This window comes from Sulfitobacter sp. G21635-S1, from assembly GCF_027213915.1.
In the GTDB taxonomy this organism is placed as follows: Bacteria; Pseudomonadota; Alphaproteobacteria; order Rhodobacterales; family Rhodobacteraceae; genus Sulfitobacter.
In genome coordinates this window covers 131,731-149,871 of sequence record NZ_JAPWGV010000003.1, presented here as the reverse complement: position 1 = coordinate 149,871, position 18,141 = coordinate 131,731, and the positions used below count along the sequence as shown (strand labels likewise).

At 63.0% G+C, this 18,141-nt stretch carries 14 protein-coding genes and 1 tRNA gene; 6 read left to right on the top strand and 9 right to left on the bottom strand.

Annotation, left to right across the window (positions count from 1 at the left end; genetic code table 11):
• Window positions 1-2: 2 nt before the first annotated feature.
• Both cimA and cysS read right to left on the bottom strand, forming a co-directional pair.
• Window positions 3-1,616, bottom strand: coding sequence for a citramalate synthase (cimA, locus tag O4H53_RS04795; RefSeq protein WP_269361733.1), 1,614 nt, complete (start codon window positions 1,614-1,616; stop codon window positions 3-5).
• A gap of 121 nt (window positions 1,617-1,737) precedes the next feature.
• The gene (cysS, locus tag O4H53_RS04790; protein ID WP_269361732.1) at window positions 1,738-3,123 is read right to left on the bottom strand and encodes a cysteine--tRNA ligase; all 1,386 of its coding nucleotides are present in this window, start codon (window positions 3,121-3,123) and stop codon (window positions 1,738-1,740) included.
• Between the two features lie 223 nt (window positions 3,124-3,346).
• Here cysS and O4H53_RS04785 point away from each other — a divergent pair, with 223 nt between their 5' ends.
• A complete protein-coding gene (locus O4H53_RS04785) occupies window positions 3,347-4,525 on the top strand; it encodes a pyridoxal phosphate-dependent aminotransferase (protein WP_269361730.1) in 1,179 nt (392 codons plus the stop codon).
• Between the two features lie 221 nt (window positions 4,526-4,746).
• On the opposite strand, the gene O4H53_RS04780 is transcribed toward O4H53_RS04785, so the two are convergent.
• Window positions 4,747-5,346, bottom strand: a complete 600-nt coding sequence (locus tag O4H53_RS04780) for an outer membrane protein (protein WP_269361728.1) — start codon at window positions 5,344-5,346, stop codon at window positions 4,747-4,749.
• Window positions 5,347-5,773: 427 nt separating this feature from the next.
• Between O4H53_RS04780 and O4H53_RS04775 the strand changes: the two genes are divergently transcribed.
• Entirely contained in the window at window positions 5,774-7,312 is a 1,539-nt protein-coding gene (locus O4H53_RS04775; protein ID WP_269361727.1) for a trimethylamine methyltransferase family protein, read from the top strand.
• Between the two features lie 327 nt (window positions 7,313-7,639).
• Here O4H53_RS04775 and O4H53_RS04770 read toward each other — a convergent pair whose 3' ends face one another.
• The gene (locus tag O4H53_RS04770; RefSeq protein WP_067287678.1) at window positions 7,640-7,897 is read right to left on the bottom strand and encodes a hypothetical protein; all 258 of its coding nucleotides are present in this window, start codon (window positions 7,895-7,897) and stop codon (window positions 7,640-7,642) included.
• Between the two features lie 340 nt (window positions 7,898-8,237).
• On the opposite strand from O4H53_RS04770, the gene O4H53_RS04765 reads away from it, so the two are divergent.
• Window positions 8,238-8,693, top strand: a complete 456-nt coding sequence (locus tag O4H53_RS04765; protein ID WP_269361725.1) for an RNA polymerase sigma factor — start codon at window positions 8,238-8,240, stop codon at window positions 8,691-8,693.
• Window positions 8,694-9,376: 683 nt separating this feature from the next.
• Here O4H53_RS04765 and O4H53_RS04760 read toward each other — a convergent pair.
• The 5 genes from O4H53_RS04760 to pdxH all read right to left on the bottom strand — a co-directional run bounded on the left by O4H53_RS04760 (window position 9,377) and on the right by pdxH (window position 15,819).
• Complete coding sequence (locus tag O4H53_RS04760; RefSeq protein ID WP_269361724.1) at window positions 9,377-13,027, bottom strand: vitamin B12-dependent ribonucleotide reductase; 3,651 nt, start codon at window positions 13,025-13,027, stop codon at window positions 9,377-9,379.
• Window positions 13,028-13,960: 933 nt separating this feature from the next.
• Window positions 13,961-14,037, bottom strand: a tRNA-Pro gene (locus O4H53_RS04755).
• A 45-nt stretch (window positions 14,038-14,082) separates the two neighbouring features.
• Entirely contained in the window at window positions 14,083-14,523 is a 441-nt protein-coding gene (locus O4H53_RS04750; RefSeq protein ID WP_269361723.1) for a DUF192 domain-containing protein, read from the bottom strand.
• 41 nt (window positions 14,524-14,564) lie between these two features.
• Complete coding sequence (locus tag O4H53_RS04745; RefSeq protein WP_443069511.1) at window positions 14,565-15,134, bottom strand: cold-shock protein; 570 nt, start codon at window positions 15,132-15,134, stop codon at window positions 14,565-14,567.
• A 79-nt stretch (window positions 15,135-15,213) separates the two neighbouring features.
• A complete protein-coding gene (gene pdxH, locus O4H53_RS04740) occupies window positions 15,214-15,819 on the bottom strand; it encodes a pyridoxamine 5'-phosphate oxidase (RefSeq protein ID WP_269362077.1) in 606 nt (201 codons plus the stop codon).
• Between the two features lie 209 nt (window positions 15,820-16,028).
• On the opposite strand from pdxH, the gene fabI reads away from it, so the two are divergent.
• The 3 genes from fabI to gpt are packed head-to-tail and all read left to right on the top strand — an operon-like array spanning window position 16,029 to window position 17,974.
• Window positions 16,029-16,835 (top strand): enoyl-ACP reductase FabI, encoded by an 807-nt coding sequence (gene fabI, locus O4H53_RS04735; protein WP_269361722.1) that lies wholly within the window; start codon window positions 16,029-16,031, stop codon window positions 16,833-16,835.
• Window positions 16,836-16,845: 10 nt separating this feature from the next.
• A complete protein-coding gene (locus tag O4H53_RS04730; protein ID WP_269361721.1) occupies window positions 16,846-17,451 on the top strand; it encodes a LysE family translocator in 606 nt (201 codons plus the stop codon).
• 4 nt (window positions 17,452-17,455) lie between these two features.
• A complete protein-coding gene (gpt, locus tag O4H53_RS04725; RefSeq protein ID WP_114275477.1) occupies window positions 17,456-17,974 on the top strand; it encodes a xanthine phosphoribosyltransferase in 519 nt (172 codons plus the stop codon).
• Window positions 17,975-18,141: the final 167 nt, after the last annotated feature.

Sequence of the window (18,141 nt, the reverse complement as noted above, 5' to 3'; positions counted from 1 at the left end):
CCTCAGCCCTTCAGATCACGGATCAGCTTCCACCGGATCGCATCCAGCAACGCCTCGAAGGAGGCGTCAATTATGTTGGGGCTGACCCCCACGGTGGACCAGCGCCGCCCCTGCCCGTCCTCGCTGTCGATGATGACGCGGGTCACCGCCTCGACCCCGCCCTGGGTGATGCGCACCTTGAAATCCACCAGCCGCATGTCGTCGAGCATCGCCGAATATTGGCCAAGGTCCTTGACCAGCGCCTTGGACAGCGCGTTGACCGGGCCGCGGTCGCCGTCCTCGTCCATGGATTCGCTTACCGACATGCGCTTTTCGTCGTCGACCTTCACCACCACGACCGCCTCGGAAAGGCTGACCATCCGGTTGTACTTGTTCTTGCGGCGTTCGACCGTGACGCGGTAACGCTTGACCTCGAAAAGGTCGGGCATCTGGCCCAGAGCCTCACGCGCCAGCAGTTCGAAACTGGCCTGCGCCGTGTCATAGGCATAGCCGATCGCCTCGCGCGCTTTCACCTCTTCGAGGATCCGCGCCAGGGCCGGATCGCCCTTGGCCACGTTCAGCCCCGCTTCGGTCAGGCGGCGGCGCAGATTGGACTGGCCGGCCTGGTTGGACATCGGGATGATGCGGCTGTTGCCCACGGTCGCAGGCTCGATATGCTCGTAGGTGCTGGGGTCTTTCAGGATCGCGCTGGCGTGCAGCCCCGCCTTGTGGGCAAAGGCCGAAGCCCCCACGAAAGCCGCCTGTTTCTGCGGCACCCGGTTCAGGATCTCGTCCAGCATCCGGCTGGTCCGGGTCAGCGATTTCAGCGCCTTGTGGCTGATGCCGGTCTCGTAGCGGCTGGCATAGGGTTCCTTGAGCAGCAGGATCGGGATCAGCGCCGTCAGGTTGGCATTGCCGCAGCGTTCGCCCAGCCCGTTCAGCGTGCCCTGGATCTGGCGCGCGCCCGCGTCCACCGCAGCCAGGGTGCAGGCCACGGCATTGTCGGTGTCATCATGGGTGTGGATGCCCAGCCGGTCGCCGGGAATGCCCGCTGCGATGACCTCACCGGTGATCCGCCCCACTTCGGCAGGCAGCGTGCCGCCATTGGTATCACAAAGCACGATCCAGCGCGCCCCGGCCTCCAGCACGATCCGCAGGCAGGACAGGGCATATTCCGGGTTGGCCTTGTAGCCATCAAAGAAATGTTCCGCGTCAAACAGCGCCTCGCGGCCCGATGCCGTCAGATGCGCAATGCTGTCGCGCAACAGGCTCAGGTTCTCCTCCAGCGAGATGCCAAGCGCGCGGGTGACGTGGAATTCATGGGTCTTGCCCACCAGACAGACCGATTCCGTGCCCGCGTTCATGACCGCCGCCAGCACATCGTCATTCTGGGCCGAGATGCCAAGGCGCTTGGTCATGCCAAAGGCGGTCAGCTTGGCCCTGGTCTTTGGTGCCGCATCGAAAAAGGCGTTGTCGGTGGGGTTTGCCCCCGGCCAGCCGCCCTCGATGTAATCCACCCCCAGCGCGTCCAGCGCAGCGGCGATCTGGTGCTTTTCCTCGGTGGAGAACTGCACATCCTGGGTCTGCTGCCCGTCGCGCAGGGTGGTGTCGTATAGGTACAGGCGGGTTTTCGTCATCACATTGCCCCCCCGATTTCTCTTTTAGGTCGTGCGCACAGCACGACCTGTCCCCGGCCGCCCCCCCGGGCGGGGACAAGCCCCACCCGCGGCCGGGCAAAGGTCTGCGATGCGGCAACCATCACAACACACCTTCCAGGCCGGTGCCGTCAAAACCCGGCGGCGCTTTCAGCTTCACGCCGTCCTTGCTCATCTGCACTTCGATCCCCAGCGCGGTCAGCGCCGTCTTGATCCGGTCCACCTCGGCGAAATCCTTGGTCTCCATCGCGGTCACCCGCGCGTCGCTCAGGAAGGCTTCGACATCGGTCAGGTCATAGGCCTGTTCCACCGCCCAATCGGGGATCTTGTCGCCCAGGAGCCCCAGCAGCACCAGCGCGCCGCGCAGACCCGCGACATCATTCTCGCCCGACAGCCTGTGGCACAGGGTCAGCACCCCGTGAGAGTTCAGATCATCCGCAAGCAGGTCGACCGCTTCGGCCGGGGGTACCGTCGTCTCGTCCCCCGCGACCTGGGTGTACCACTTGCGCAGCACGCGTTCGGCCTCTTCGCGCTTCTTGTCGGTCCAGTCCATCGGCTTGCGGTAATGGGTCGACAGGAAGACAAAGCGGATCACCTCGCCCGGCACGCCCTGATCCAACAGGTCCCGCACGGTAAAGAAATTGCCAAGCGATTTTGACATCTTGCGCCCCTCGACCTGCAACATCTCGTTGTGCATCCAGACATTGGCAAAGCCGTGGCCCGCGCATTTCGACTGGGCAATCTCGTTCTCATGATGCGGAAAGGTCAGGTCATTGCCGCCGCCGTGAATGTCGAAGGTATCGCCCAGCAGCGCCTCGGCCATGGCGGAGCATTCGATGTGCCAGCCGGGCCGGCCTCGGCCCCAGGGGCTGTCCCAGCCGGGTGTCTGCGCGTCGGAGGGTTTCCACAGGACAAAATCCATCGGATCCTCCTTGTAGGGTGCCACCTCGACCCGGGCACCGGCGATCATGTCGTCCACCGACCGCCCCGAAAGCGCGCCATAGGCGTCGTATGACCGCACCCGGAACAGCACATGCCCCTCGGCGGCATAGGCGTGATCCTTGCTGACAAGGTCCTGGATCATCGCGATCATCTCTTCGATATAGGCGGTGGCGCGCGGCATGGCGCGGTCGTGTTCCGCCCCTTTCAGCGAGGGCTCCAACGCCCCGACTGCCGCCATGTCCTGCAGGAACCAGCGGGTTGTTTCCGCCGTGATCTCGCCAATCGAACGGCCGCTTTCGGCGGCGCGCGCGTTGATCTTGTCATCCACATCGGTGAAGTTGCGCACATAGCTGACGTGATCCGGCCCATAGACATGCCGCAGCAGCCGGTAGAGCACGTCGAACACGATCACGGGCCGCGCGTTGCCGATATGGGCCCGGTCGTAGACTGTCGGTCCGCAGACATACATCCGCACGTCATCCGCCGAAATCGGCACGAAATCCTCGCGCTTGCGGGTCCTGGTGTTGTGAAGTCTGATTGTCGTCATCGGTCGTCCTCGGCCATGTCTGGCGCGGGATGCCACATCTGGTTCAGAATGAAAACGACATGAGCACGCCCGCGAGAAATCTCAGCAGGTAATAATGATGCGTGTTTTGCATGTCATCGTGGTCATGGGGATGAGGTACGCCCATGATTGCCGCAGGTCAAGGCTGATTGACAAACCGCGCCGCCTCTGCGCCCCTGCGCGCGTCACAACAAGGAGCGCCGCCATGCAAGCATCACACCGCATCAGCCACATACTGGGAGGAGGCTCCGACGGATGGGGCGTTTTCACCAAGGCACGCCGCATGATCGCCCAGGGCACGAAAGTCACCGAGCTGACCATCGGGGAACATGACATCCGCACCGCCGCGCCGATCCTGCAGGACATGCACCGCTCGGCGATCGAGGGGCATACCGGATATGCCGCGGTGCCCGGCACCGACGCGCTGCGTGACCGGGTTGCGGCGCGGGTCACAAGACGCACCGGCGTGCCGACCACACGCGACAACGTGCTGATCACACCGGGCGGTCAGGCCGGGTTGTTCGCAACCCATATCGCCTGCTGCGATGCGGGTGATACCGCGCTTTTCATCGACCCCTATTATGCCACCTACCCCGGCACGATCCGTGGCGCGGGTGCCGAGCCGCTGGCCATTGCCGCGCGCCCAGACGCGGGGTTCCAGCCCCGGGCGGCGGATATCGCGGCGGTGGCGAAAGGCGCGAGATCGCTGCTGGTCAATTCGCCCAACAACCCCACCGGCGTGGTCTACAGCCGCGAAACGCTGGAGGGGATCGCGCAGGTCTGCACCGATCACAACCTCTGGCTGATCTCGGACGAAGTCTATGACACCCAGGTCTGGAAGGGCGAACACATCAGCCCCCGCGCCCTGCCCGGCATGGCGGATCGCACGCTGGTGATCGGTTCCATGTCGAAATCCCATGCCATGACAGGTTCGCGCTGTGGCTGGATCGTGGGCCCGGCCGGGATGATCGAGCATCTGACCAACCTGGCCACCCATACCACCTATGGCGTGCCGGGGTTCATTCAGGATGCGGCCGTGTTTGCGCTGGATCAGGGGCCGGCCTTTGAAGCGGAGGTCGGGGAACCCTTCCGCCGCCGCCGCGCACTGGCGCATGACATCCTGGCCGGGCAGAATGCCGTCACCCTGGTGCCCTCGGACGGGGCCATGTACCTGATGCTGGACATCCGCAGCACCGGGCTGAGCGGTGAGGCCTTTGCCGATGCGCTGCTCGACGCGCATCATATCGCGGTGATGCCGGGGGAAAGTTTTGGCCGCGCCGCCGCGGGCCACCTGCGGGTGGCGATGACCGTCGATGACAGCCGTTTCGCCGAAGCCCTGTCCACACTCTGCGGCTTTGCCCAGGAGCGCGCCGAAGCGGCATAAGGCGGCACGGCGAAGGATCAGGTGCCGCGGCCCTTGGGGCAGCAGTGAAAGGGTTCCCCACGGGGAACCCGATACATTGTTGATAAACATATATATTTGGTTGGCCCTGCGAACAGATACCGGGCCTGATACCGGGGGGTCCGGCAACGGGGCCTGACGCTTCTGAAATGCAAAAGGCCGGGGCAAAACCCCGGCCTTTCTCTGGCGCGATGGCCAGGCGCTCAGAAGCGGAGGGAGCCGCGCACGGTGAAGGTCGTCGCATCCGCATCCGCGCCGGCAACACCGCCGATATCGTCGAACTTGTGATGCAGCACTTCCGCACCGACGGTGTAGCGGTCGGTGATCTTGTAGGTCGCGCCGATCCCGGCAAAGGGGCCGGTTTCATCGCCGAGCGAAGTATCGGCACGGGCCGCACCGGCGGTGGCGTAGATCAAGGTATTGCCAAGGTCGTAACCGCCCTTGAACTTCAGCCGGGCCACGGAATCGACATTGGCCGCACCGTTGTTCAGGTCGATGTCGGTCTTGTCATAGTCCAGTTCGCCACCGATGACATAATTGCCCAGGTCATAGTCGTAACCGGCGTGAAAACCGTAGGTGCCATTGTCGCCGTCCAGCGCGCCCGGGCCGTCGACATCGCCGTAGCCCAGTTGCAGACCGGTGTAGAAGCCGGTCCAGTCACCGGAAACCGGGACCGGCGCAGGTGCGGGCGCATAGACCGGGTCTTCCACCACGGGGTCTGCCAGGTTGCCGGCATAGGCGGCACCGCCCATGGCTGTGCTCGCGGCAAGTGTGATCGCGCTGATCTTGATAAACTTGTTCATGTTCTGCTCCTTGGCATTGTCTTTTGTTCATCCCGCGTGATGCGCGGTTGTTGGATGAACCCGGAACATAGGTATCGGTTTCGCAATGTCTGCTCACACGCACGTGATGGGCTGGAAGTTGCGCAATTCGCCATTTCGGTTCGGCTGGTTTCAGCTTGGAGCAAAAATCGCCCGGAACCTTTTGCTGCATGGGCAAAATCATGCCGCGCCTGCACGGGTCGCAAACAGGCCGCGCGGTCGTAAACGGAACAGACGGCCAAGGACGCGCTTTGCACGATGGGGCAAGGGAGAGGCCATGAACGCTGATCTGTGCATCATTTCACGCATCATCCGCACGATCGGGGCGGAACGTGGTCGTGCAGCCCGCGGCGCGCCGCGGCGGCGCTGACCCCCGCCTGCCCTGCACCTCTTCCACCGGAACATCACCATGACAGATCTTTCACCGACACGCACAGGGGGCCGCGCCGCGCGCCGTGCCGCCCGTGCCGCTCCGCTTGCACAACACCTGCGCCCGATCCGCCCCGGCCTGGAGGGCGGTCTTTACCGCCCGCTGAGCGATCAGGGCATGGCGGACATCCACAATGCCGCCCTGACCGCGCTTGAGGAAATCGGCCTGGCCGATGCTCCGGCCAGCGGCATTGCCTATCTGACCGGCGCAGGCGCGATCCTGGGCGACGACGGGCGCATCCGGTTCCCCCGCGCGCTGGTCGAGGATACCATCGCCCGCGCCAACCGCAGCGTCACCCTGTTCAGCCGCGACCGCCAGCACGACCTGGAACTCTCGGGCAACCGGGTGCATTACGGCACCGCCGGGGCGGCGGTGCATATGGTCGATGCCCTGGGCCGCAACTACCGCGAATGCGGGGTGCAGGACCTGCATGACGCGGCCCGCATCTGCGATGCGCTGGACAATATCCACTTTCTGCAGCGCCCCATGGTCTGCCGCGACATCACCGACAACCGCGAGATGGACCTGAACACGATCTATGCCTGCTGCGCGGGGACCGGCAAACATGTCGGCACCTCCTTTACCGATCCCGCCTATGTGGCGGAGGCGCTGGAGATGCTGCACATCATCGCAGGCGGCGAGGACAAATGGCGCGAACGGCCCTTCGTGTCGAACTCCAACTGCTTTGTCGTGCCGCCGATGAAATTCGCCACCGAAAGCTGCATGGTGATGGAGGCCTGTATCGCAGGCGGCATGCCGGTGCTGCTGCTGTCGGCGGGCATGGCCGGGGCCACGGCCCCCTCGACCGTGGCGGGCGCCATCGTGCAGGCGGTGGCCGAATGCCTGGCCGGGCTGGTCTATGTCAATGCGGTCAGGCCGGGACATCCGGCGATCTTTGGCACCTGGCCCTTCGGGCTGGACCTGCGGTCGGGCGCGATGACGGGGGGATCGGGCGAACAGGCGCTGCTGACCGCCGGCTGCGCGCAGATGCACAAGTTCTACGGCCTGCCCGGCGGTGCCGCCGCCGGGATCGCGGACAGCAAGCTGCCGGACATGCAGGCGGGCTGGGAGCAGATGTGCTCCAACGTGATGGCGGGGCTGTCTGGCTGCAACATGATCTATGAGGCGGCGGGCATGCATGCCTCCCTGCTGGGGTTCTGCCATGAAAGCCTGATCCTGGGCGACGACCTGATCGGTCAGGCCCTGCGCTGCGTGCGCGGGATCGAGGTCACGGAAGAGACCCTGGCGGTGGAAGAGATGCGCGCGGTCTGCCTTGGCGGGCCCGGTCATTACCTGGGCACCGTACAGACCCTGGGCCGCATGGAAACGGATCATGTCTATCCGAAGCTGGGCGACCGGACCTCGCCCAAGGAATGGGCGGAAAAGGACAAGCCGGATCTGATCGTGAAAGCAACAGCGCGCAAGGAGGAGATCCTGGCCCGGCGTGCCCCTGCGCGGTTCGATGCGGCCACCGATGCCATTCTGCGGCGCCGTTTCAGAATCCACCTGCCGGGCTGAATCCGGCTGCCGGGCTGACGCGCGCCCGGACAAACAAAAAGGCCCGGTGCCTTGGCACCGGACCTCATCGGGGCATGGGGGGCCTGTTGTCGCTGCCGTGCCTCCCCCCGATGCCCCGAACCCGAAACGGGGCTGTTATAGCGCTTCGGGATATACCTGAATCACTTGTTCGCTGCCTCTCCCTGCGGTCGAACGCGAAAAGTGATGTTGGATGTTTCAAGTTAATCCCGAAACGCTGTAGCATTTCCAGTTTATGTTGTATCGCCGTTGTCCCGAGAGCGCGCAGCGCGGCAGGGTATCGGCGATACAAGTTCAAGGCGGGGCGCTTTAGCCTTCGTCGGAGGTGGGCATCACGCCTGCTTCCTGAGCCGATTGCACTTCGGCATCGTCCAGTGCGCCGTCGGCGTTCAGGTCCATCGCCGAATATTGCTCTGCGGTCACGTCAGGATAGACCGCCTGCACCTCGGTCACGCTGAGCAACCCGTCGCCGTTGGCATCCAGGTCTGCGACCCCGGCACCCATCGCATAGGCGGGCAGGCAGAGGGCTGTCAGGGCGGCGAGGGTTACTTTGGATACATGTGTCATGTGATACTTCCTTTTCGTGGTTTGGTCGAAGGTCTTGCTGCCTTCAGGGTGTTAGACGCATCCGGAGCGGTTTGCGTTCATCCCCCCGGAGCGGCGCGCGAAGGCCTGCCGACCTGGCCCCCGGCCATGGGCAAAGCGCCGCCCAAAAAGCCCCGGAAGCCGGTTTCGGCGGAAATTCCCCAACTGGTTGCGTTCCGGTGAAATCGGCATGCTGCACAAAAACAAGCGAGGCAGCACCATGACAGACCCCCTGACAGCCCACCTGACCGCCCCCGTCCCGGGCCCCGGGCCGGCACCCGAGCCGGCCGCCTCCCCTGCCCCATGCGCCTTTGACGCCCTGATGCCCCGGCTGCGCGCCCGCGCCCGCAAACTGACCCGCAGCGCGGAGGAAGCCGAGGACCTGGCCCAGGAGGTGGCGCTGAAACTGTGGCAGTTGCTGGCGGGGGATGCAGAGATCGCGGCCCCCGACCGCTATGCGATGATCATGCTGCACAACCTCGCGCGGCACCGCTGGCGCGGGACACGCCAGACCGAAGAGCTGACCGAGGAAATGGCGGTGACAGCACCCGTGGCCCCGGCCCGGCTGGCCTGCGCAGAGCTGCGCGCGGCCATCGCATTGCTGCCCCGCGACCAGCGCGCCTGCATGGAACTGGTGCTGGCCGGTGACACCAGCCCGCAGGCGCTGGCGGCGCATCTGGGTGTGCCCGAAGGCACGGTGATGTCACGCCTGGCGCGGGCGCGGGCCAGCCTGCGGCGGCAGATGGCGCTGGAGGGATCGGTGTCGGAACTGCTGTGAGCGCGGACCGGGGGCCAGCCCCCGGACCCCCGGTGGTATTTTTGGAACAATGAAGCCGGGGGTGGTGCAGGAGGTTCCGCGCGGTCCGGGTATGGCAAACCAGGTGCAGAGGCCGGAGTCAGCCCGCATCCTCCTGAACAGAAAAAAGGGAGCACCGAAGTGCCCCCTTGAGTTTCGCCGTTCCGTTTGCATTTCCTTCAAATGCAAACTCCCCTGACAGAGGCCTTTTCCTTAAAAGGCCGGAGTCAGCCTGCATCCTCCCGAACAGAAAAAAGGGAGCACCGAAGTGCCCCCCGTAGTTTCGCCGTTCCGATTGCGTTTATCCTTCAAACGCAATCTCCCCTGACTCCGGCCTTTTCCTAGAAAAAGGCCGGAGTCAGCCCTCATCCTCCTGAGCAGAAAAAAAGGAGAGCCGAAGCTCTCCTCTAGTTTCGCCGTTCAAGCTCAATATGTTAACCGCTCGGTGTTTGTTTGCCTGCGGCCTGAACGTCGTCCAGAGCACGCGCACGCGCTCCGTGTCCCGCGCCCCGGCGATGCCGGGGCTGCGGCGTGGGTGGCAGCGTATCGCAAAGCGATGCGCGAGAACCCACCCCGTCTCAAATGGGCCTGCCCGGGCCCCTTGTCTCGTCGGGGCGGGCCCCAAGGCCCTGCCCCTGCACGCCCCGTCAGGGCGCGGTCCGATATCAGCTACACCCCGACGTCCCACCGCAAGTGTTGCACTTCATGCAAGTGCCGTTGCGCACCAGCGTGTAGTTGCCGCATTCGCCGCAGGCCTCGCCTTCGTAGCCCTGCATCTTGGCCTTGGTCCGGGCATCCATGCTGACCGCCCCGGTGGCCACCGACGTGCTTGCCGCCATGGCGACGGCGGCATTGCCGTTGACCTGCGGTGCAGCTGCGGCGACGGCGGCTGCCATCTCGCGCTGGCCGCCCTGAAGCACCACCAGTTCCTGCGGCAGACGGTTGCGCAGATAGCCGGTCGAGCTGATCTGGCGCAGCACTTCGAGGCTCTTGGTCGCAGCGGTTTCCGACAGTTCGGAGACATTGGCCACGCCTTCTTCCTCTTCGCCCCGGCCCAGATCGTCAAATGTGGCGCCTTCGGGCTTCACATGGGCCAGATCGGTCCGGTCCAGGTAGCTGACCGCCAGTTCGCGGAAGATATAGTCGAGGATCGAGGTCGCGTTCTTGATGCTGTCATTGCCCTGCACCATGCCCGCCGGTTCGAATTTGGTGAAGGTGAAGGCATCAACGAACTCCTCCAGCGGCACGCCGTACTGAAGCCCGACAGAAACCGCGATGGCGAAATTGTTCATCATCGCCCGGAAGCCCGCGCCTTCCTTGTGCATGTCGATGAAGATCTCGCCCAGCTTGCCGTCGCCGTATTCGCCGGTGCGCAGATAGACCTTGTGGCCGCCCACGATGGCCTTCTGGGTATAGCCCTTGCGGCGCTGGGGCATCTTCTCGCGGTGCGATTTGATGATTTCCTTGACGATCACCTTCTCGACGATCTTTTCGGCCAGCACGGCGGCTTTCTCCTGCAGGGAACCGCTTTCCAGCACCTCTGCCGCATCGTCGTCATCCTCGATCAGTGCGGCCGCCAGCGGCTGGCTGAGCTTGGAGCCGTCGCGGTAGAGCGCATTGGCCTTGATGCCGAGGCTCCAGGACAGCTCATAGGCTTGCTGGCAATCCTCGATGCTTGCGTCATTGGGCATGTTGATCGTCTTGGAGATCGCGCCGGAGATGAAGCTTTGCGCCGCGGCCATCATGTAGATGTGGCTGTTGACGCTGAGATACCGCTTGCCCTTCTTGCCGCAGGGGTTGGCACAATCGAAGATGCCGTAATGCTCTTCTTTCAGGTGCGGCGCCCCTTCCAGCGTCATGGTGCCACAGACGTGGTCATTGGCCGCGTCGATGTCCGCGCGGGTAAAGCCCAGGGATTTCAGCAGGTCGAAAGTCGGGTCGTTCAGCTTGTCCGCCGGGATGCCCAGCACGTTCTTGCAGAAATCCGCGCCCAGCGTCCATTGGTTGAACACAAATCGGATGTCGAAGGCCGAGGCCAGCGCCTTGTCCACCTTGGCCAGTTCGTTGGGGCCGAAACCATGGCCCGCCAGCGAGGTGTGGTTGATGCCGGGGGCATTGCCGATGGTGCCGTGGCCCACGGCGTAGGACACGATCTCTTCGATCTGGGCGGAGCCGTAGCCGAGCTTTTCCAGTGCGGCGGGCACAGATTGGTTGATGATCTTGAAATAGCCGCCGCCGGCCAGCTTCTTGAACTTCACCAGGGCAAAGTCAGGCTCGATCCCGGTGGTGTCGCAATCCATCACCAGACCGATGGTGCCGGTAGGTGCGATGACCGAGACCTGCGCGTTGCGATACCCATGTGCCTCGCCCAGTGTCAGCGCCTCGTCCCAGGTGGACATGGCCACGTCGATCAGGCCGGGCTGCGGGCAGTTGGCGTGATCCAGCGGCACCGGCTTGACGCTCAGCTTCTCATAGCCGGTGTCGTTGCCATAGGCCGCGTTGCGGTGGTTGCGGATGACGCGCAGCATGTGCTTGCCGTTCTTGGCATAGCCCGGGAAGGCCCCCAGCTCGCCCGCCATTTCGGCGGAAGTGGCATAGGACACGCCGGTCAGGATCGCGGTCAGCGCACCGCAAAGCGCGCGGCCCTCGTCGCTGTCATAGGAATAGCCCATGTTCATCAGCAATCCGCCGATGTTCGCATAGCCCAGACCCAGGGTGCGGAAGTCATAGGACCGCTGCGCGATTTCCCGGGAGGGGAATTGCGCCATCATCACGGAGATTTCCAGCGTCACGGTCCACAGGCGCGCGGCATGCATGTAGTCTTCGACGTTGAACACGCCGTCCTGCAGGAAGGTCAGCAGGTTCATCGACGCCAGGTTGCAGGCGGTGTCATCGAGGAACATGTATTCCGAACAGGGGTTGGAGCCGCGGATCGCGCCGTCTTCGGGGCATGTGTGCCAGTCGTTCACCGTGTCGTGGTACTGGATGCCCGGATCGGCACAGGCCCATGCGGCATGGCCCACCTGGGCCCAGAGATCACGGGCGCGGATGGTCTTGGCCACCTTGCCGGTTGTGCGGTCGGTCAGTTCCCAGTCCGCGTCCTTTTCGACGGCGGTCAGGAAGGCATTGGTGACGCGGATCGAGTTGTTGGAGTTCTGGCCGGAGACCGAGTTGTAGGCCTCGGAGTCCCAATCAGTGTCATAGGTCGGGAATTCGATGCTGGTGTGGCCCTGCTTGGCGTAATCCAGCACGCGTTTGACGTAGGTCTCGGGGATGGCAACCTTTTTCGCTTCGCGTATCGCCTGTTTCAGCGCGTCATTCCTGGCCGGGTCATAGGCATCTTCAACTGTCCCGTCCCATTCCTTGATCGCCTTGAACAGAAGGTTCAGCTTCTGCTCGTGCATCTTGGAGCCTGCGACGATGGAGGCGACCTTCTGCTCTTCCAGCACCTTCCAGTTGATGAATTCCTCGATATCGGGGTGGTCCGCATCGACGATCACCATCTTGGCGGCGCGGCGTGTGGTGCCGCCGGATTTGATGGCACCGGCGGCGCGGTCACCGATTTTCAGGAAACCCATCAGGCCGGAGGATTTGCCGCCGCCCGACAGTTTTTCCCCTGCCGCACGCAGCGAGGAGAAGTTGGTGCCGGTGCCGGAGCCGTATTTGAACAGCCGCGCCTCGCGGACCCAGAGGTCCATGATGCCGCCATCGCCCACCAGGTCATCGGCGACGGACTGGATGAAGCAGGCATGCGGCTGGGGGTGTTCGTAGGAGGATTTGGAACGGGTCAGTTTGCCGGTCTTGTAGTCGACATAGTAATGGCCCTGCGCAGGACCGTCGATGCCGTAGGCCCAATGCAGGCCGGTGTTGAACCACTGCGGGCTGTTGGGGGCCGCGCGCTGGCTGGCCAGCATATGGCGCATCTCGTCAAAATAGGCGCGGGCATCTTCCTCGGTGGTGAAATAGCCACCTTTCCAGCCCCAATAGGCCCAGGCCCCGGCGAGACGGTCGAAGACCTGCTTGGAAGAGGTCTCTCCGCCCATCTCGGCACCTTCGGCGGGCACGGAGCGCCACAGGAACTCGGGCACGCCCTTTTCCTTCACCTTTTTCAATTCGGAGGGCACGCCCGCCTTGCGGAAATATTTCTGCGCGATCACGTCGCTTGCGACCTGGCTCCAGCCGGAGGGCACTTCGACATTGTCGAGCTTGAACACGACGGAGCCGTCGGGATTGCGGATTTCGGAAACTGTGCTGACAAAATCCAGGTCCGCATATGCGTCCTGGCCCGCGGTCGTAAACTGACGTTCAATTTTCATTTTTTACTGCCTCATATCCAGCATTAACAATCTACGGAAACCCGCCTGTCATTGCAGGCTGTCCCCACCCCGTTCATTGCCGACAAAAGGCACAGAAAGACCGATCACGGAGGGAGCCTGCCCCGTGTTCCTGCAGCATTTAACGAAGTTTTCGTCCTGGTGCCTGTCTTCTGCCCTGATGCGCCCTGCGAGCGTTAACCACTACATATTGTGGCGTCATCGTCGGCCTACACAAATTGACGCATCATGGGGGTTCGGGTCAACGGATTTTTTGAAAAATCTTCCAATCTTTAAGGTTGACCGGTGCCGCTCTTTTTGAGCGGCCCGCCGGGCTCCGATTCATACCGATCATATCCCCAGCCCCCCTGAACCGGGGAGGTTGCATCGCCGGTGCTATTCTCCAAACGTTACGGCACATTTAGGGGTATCGGCTCACCCTTTGCATGAAGTTATCCACAGATCCTCTGTGAACAAGATGTCCTGAAGGTGGCGATCCGGTTTCGCCGGAAAAATCTGCAACGATTCATAAAAATGTCACGTTGGCCGGTTTCTCGGGCCAAGAATCATCGGCAAATGCCCACCGCATCTGGATGAGGTCGGGGTGCCGCCCACCACATGTAGGGGTGTCGCGTCGTCAGGGGTCTTGTACGATGCGAGCACGGCCCGAGGTACAGCTAGGCGGAGGTTTCTGCCGTTGATCATTGGCAACCAAAGCCCGGAACAAGCCGAAGGCGCTGGCCCGGCTTGCGCTTTGCGTCACTCCGGGCTCCAAGCCAACCTTTAAGATTTCATGAGGTGGCGCATTCACGCCGCGGGTGCAGATAACGTGTTTGCAATCTGGCGGCGGGCAAACCGAGCCTGGGCGCAACGGCACCCAAAGGGCATTTTGTGACCCGAAAGGGCAAATGTCCTGACCATCAACATAAATGAAAGTGGTCGGAGCGAGAGGATTCGAACCTCCGACCCCCTGTACCCAAAACAGGTGCGCTACCAGGCTGCGCCACGCTCCGACCTGGCCTCTTTAGTCGCTGGCATCGTGAATGAAAAGACCTAGATTAAGGTGTCTCGCAAGGCCATGCCGGCCCGAAGCGCGCAAAGGCGGGATGGCGCAGCTCGGTGCCTTCCACGATCCCCAGCCGTTGTGCCAGCCCGCCGTTGATCTCCAGCACCGCCAGGACGTTCTCGCCGCCGAAAATCGCGGTTTCATCCAGCGGTACGGCATTGTGGTGAATGTGGCGCACGACACCGGTGGCGTCGATGAACAGCATATCGAGGGGAATCAGCGTGTTGCGCATCCAGAAACTTGAACGACGCGGCGCGGGATAGACAAACAGCATCCCCGAAGAGACCGGCATCGAGGTGCGGCCCATCAGCCCGCGCATCTGTTCCTGCGGTTCATCCGCAATCTCGACGGTGAAGCGGACCTGGCCCCAGTCACCACGCAGCAGGACCGTATCGGCGCGGCAGCCGGAGGCAGCCTGGGCCGCAAGGGGCATCAGCGCGACAAGGACAAGGGCAAGGGCCGCAGCACGGATCCCTATTCGTCTTCGCGTTCCGTCAAGACCGTTTCCCATGCCTGTACCTCTGCGGCCATACGGCCGCGCTTGCCTTCGATCACCCGCATCGCCAGTGCTTCGCCCGGCTGCAAATCGGACAGGCCGGACTGGCGCAGCACTTCGATATGCAGAAACACATCCTGCGGCTTGCCAAAGACATTGGCAAACCCGAATCCCTTGGATTTATCGAACCACTTTACCCGCGCAGGTTCCAGAGGTGCCGCCGCCACGGCGCTGCGGTCCAGCCCCACGATATCCGGCAATGCGCTGGTCTGGACGTTGCCGGGCGGCTGGATCGACAGCACGGCGGTGGCCTGCACCCCGCGTTCGGTCCGCTGCGCGATCACCTCCACCCGCGCGCCATCGGTGACAGAGCTCTGGCCGAAGTTGCGCAGGACATTCACATGCAGCAGAATGTCCGGGCCCCCCTCGTCCGCCACAACAAAGCCGAACCCCTTGATCGGGTCGAACCATTTCACGACGCCCGATACCGGCGTCCCCTCGGGCGCATCTGTTTCGGGCTCGGTCGGTATGTCGCGGTCGTCCTGCACAATCGTCCTTTATCTTTTGCTTCCGTGCCCTTGGGCCGGAAAATTCAAGTTCTTATCACACGAGACAGCTTATTGATACTCAGGGGTTCAGGCGGGTCACATCCCAGGGGGAGGACGGATCGCCCCGCCGCCATTGGAACCGGTTGTGAAGCCGGAATTCGCCGTCAGCCCAGAACTCGATCTCCAGCGGCGTGATTCGATATCCGCCCCAGAACGGAGGCCGCGCCGGATCGGTTCCCTTTGCCGCCGTCACCTTTGCCACTTCGGCAACCAGCGCCGCGCGGCTTTTCAGGGGGCGCGACTGCGCCGAGGCCCAGGCCCCCAGCCGGCTGCCCAGCGAACGGCTCTTGTAATAGGCATCGGCCTGCGGCCCGTCCTCGCGGGTGATCAGCCCGCGCACCCGGATCTGGCGGCGCAGCGATTTCCAATGCATGACAAAGGCCGCCTTGCCCGCGCCATCCAGCTCCCGCGCCTTGGCGCTCTCGTAATTGGTATAGAAGACAAAGGCATCCGCCTCGATCTCTTTCAAAAGCACCATGCGCGCATTCGGCAGACCATCGTCGTCCACCGTCGCCAGGGCGATCGCGTTCGGATCGTTGGGTTCTTTGCTTTCCGCCTCGCCCAGCCACTGCCGGGCAATTTCGAACGGATCCTGCCCCGCAAAAATACCGGTGCGTTTTTCCATGTAGTATCCCAATTTCATAATCGTGCGCCGCAAATCGCACCGATCACTATAGCGCTATATCAAATGACATAACGCAACAAGCCACAGGACCGATTTTTATACAACCAATCCGGTAGTTGGCGCTAACATGCCAAAGGCAGGCATCTTGATGGCATGGCCGCAATGTCCTAGAGGTAACCGGTAATGTAACAGGCAGAGGTTCGGTGCCCATGGAAAACACTTTGATGCAAGGCAAGCGTGGGCTGATCATGGGCCTTGCGAACGACAAGTCCATCGCCTGGGGCATTGCCCGTACCCTGAGCGAGGCGGGGGCGGAACTGGCGTTCTCCTATCAGGGCGATGCGCTGAAAAAGCGGGTCGATCCGCTGGCCGCACAATTGGGCAGCGACATCGTCCTGCCCTGCGACGTCGGTGACGAAGCCAGCCTGGACGCGCTGTTCGACGGGTTGAAAGAGCGCTGGGGCGGTCTTGATTTCGTCGTTCATGCCATTGGCTTCTCTGACAAAAACGAACTGCGCGGCCGCTATGTCGATACCAGCCGCCGCAATTTCGCGATGTCGATGGATATTTCCGTCTATTCCTTTACCGCCGTCATGCAGCGCGCGGAAAAGATGATGTCACCCGGCAGCAGCGCGCTGACCCTCACCTATTACGGCGCGGAAAAGGTCATGCCGCATTATAACGTCATGGGCGTGGCCAAGGCGGCGCTGGAAGCCTCGGTGCAATATCTGGCCGAGGATCTGGGCAAGGACGGCATCCGCGTCAATGCGATCTCGGCGGGACCGATCAAGACGCTGGCAGCCTCCGGCATCGGCGATTTCCGCTACATCATGAAGTGGAACGAATACAACTCTCCGTTGCGCCGCAACGTCACCATCGACGACGTCGGCAAGGCGGCGCTTTACCTGCTCAGCGATCTGGGATCCGGCACCACCGGCGAGAACCTGCATGTGGATGCGGGCTACCATGTCGTCGGCATGAAAGCCGTGGACGCACCTGACATGGCCAAGGAATAAGCCTGAACCGATGTCCCTGGAAAGCCTCATCGCCTTCAACCTGCTCCTCCTCGCGGCCCTGGCCAGCCCCGGTGCCGCGATGATCTTTGTCATCCGGACCACCGTCAGCGCGGGCCGCGTCGCGGGGCTGCTCAGTGGCGTGGGGCTGGCACTGGCGGCAGGCTGCTGGACGGCCTCGGCCTTTCTGGGGCTCGACCGGCTGCTGGCGCTTGCCCCCTGGGCCTATGTCACGCTGAAGGTGGCGGGCGCGCTCTATCTGATCTGGATCGCGGTACAGACCTGGCGGCACGCCCGCCAGCTCCCCGGCGATGCCCTGCCCCGGCCGGCCGGCCGCAACCTCATGGCCGGTGCGCTGGTGAACCTCGGCAACCCCAAATCAATGCTCTTTGCCGCCGCCCTGATCCTCGTGGTCTTTCCCAAGGGCATGAGCGCGGGCGAAATCGCCTTTGTCGTGTTCAACCATGTGACGCTGGAAATCCTGTTCTACAGTCTCTTTGCCACCCTGCTCAGCACCCCGGTTGCGCGGCAGGGCTATCTGCGTCTGAAACCGGTCTTCGACCGCATCGCCGCCCTGCTGCTGGGGGCCTTCGGCACCCGGTTGCTGATCGAAAGGTAACCCCATGTCCGACAAACGCGACGCCAACCGCCTGCCCCATGAAAAAGGCTTTCACATTTCCTGGGACCAGATCCACCGTGACAGCCGCGCCCTGGCCTGGCGGCTGGACGGCGAAGGCCCCGATGACGGCGCCTGGCGCGCGGTGGTCGCCATCACCCGTGGCGGCATGGCCCCGGCGATGATCGCGGCGCGCGAGCTGGACATCCGCACGGTCGATACGATCTCGGTCAAATCCTACGACCACCAGGACCAGTCCGAGGCGCAGGTGCTGAAATCGCCCGATGCGACGCTGATGGGCGACGGCACCGGCATCCTGATCATCGACGACCTGGTGGACAGCGGCAAGACGCTGGAAGTGGTTCGCAAGATGTACCCCAAGGCGCATTTCGCCACCGTCTATGCCAAGCCCAAGGGCCGCCCCCAGGTCGATACCTTCATCACCGAAGTCAGCCAGGACACATGGATCTTCTTTCCCTGGGACATGGCGCTGCAATATGTCGAACCCTACCGGGGCAAGGACTGAACCCTTCCCCTCTTTTTGGCCATAGGCTCTGGACCCATTAATTCTATATGCTCAGTTTGACAGATTTTTTCGCAGACCAGGAACATCTGCGCAGGAATAGTGGTTCTATTTCAAGCAGATGTGACGCAGGCTGCGGGAAAATCCGTCAAACCCGTCACGCCAAAGGC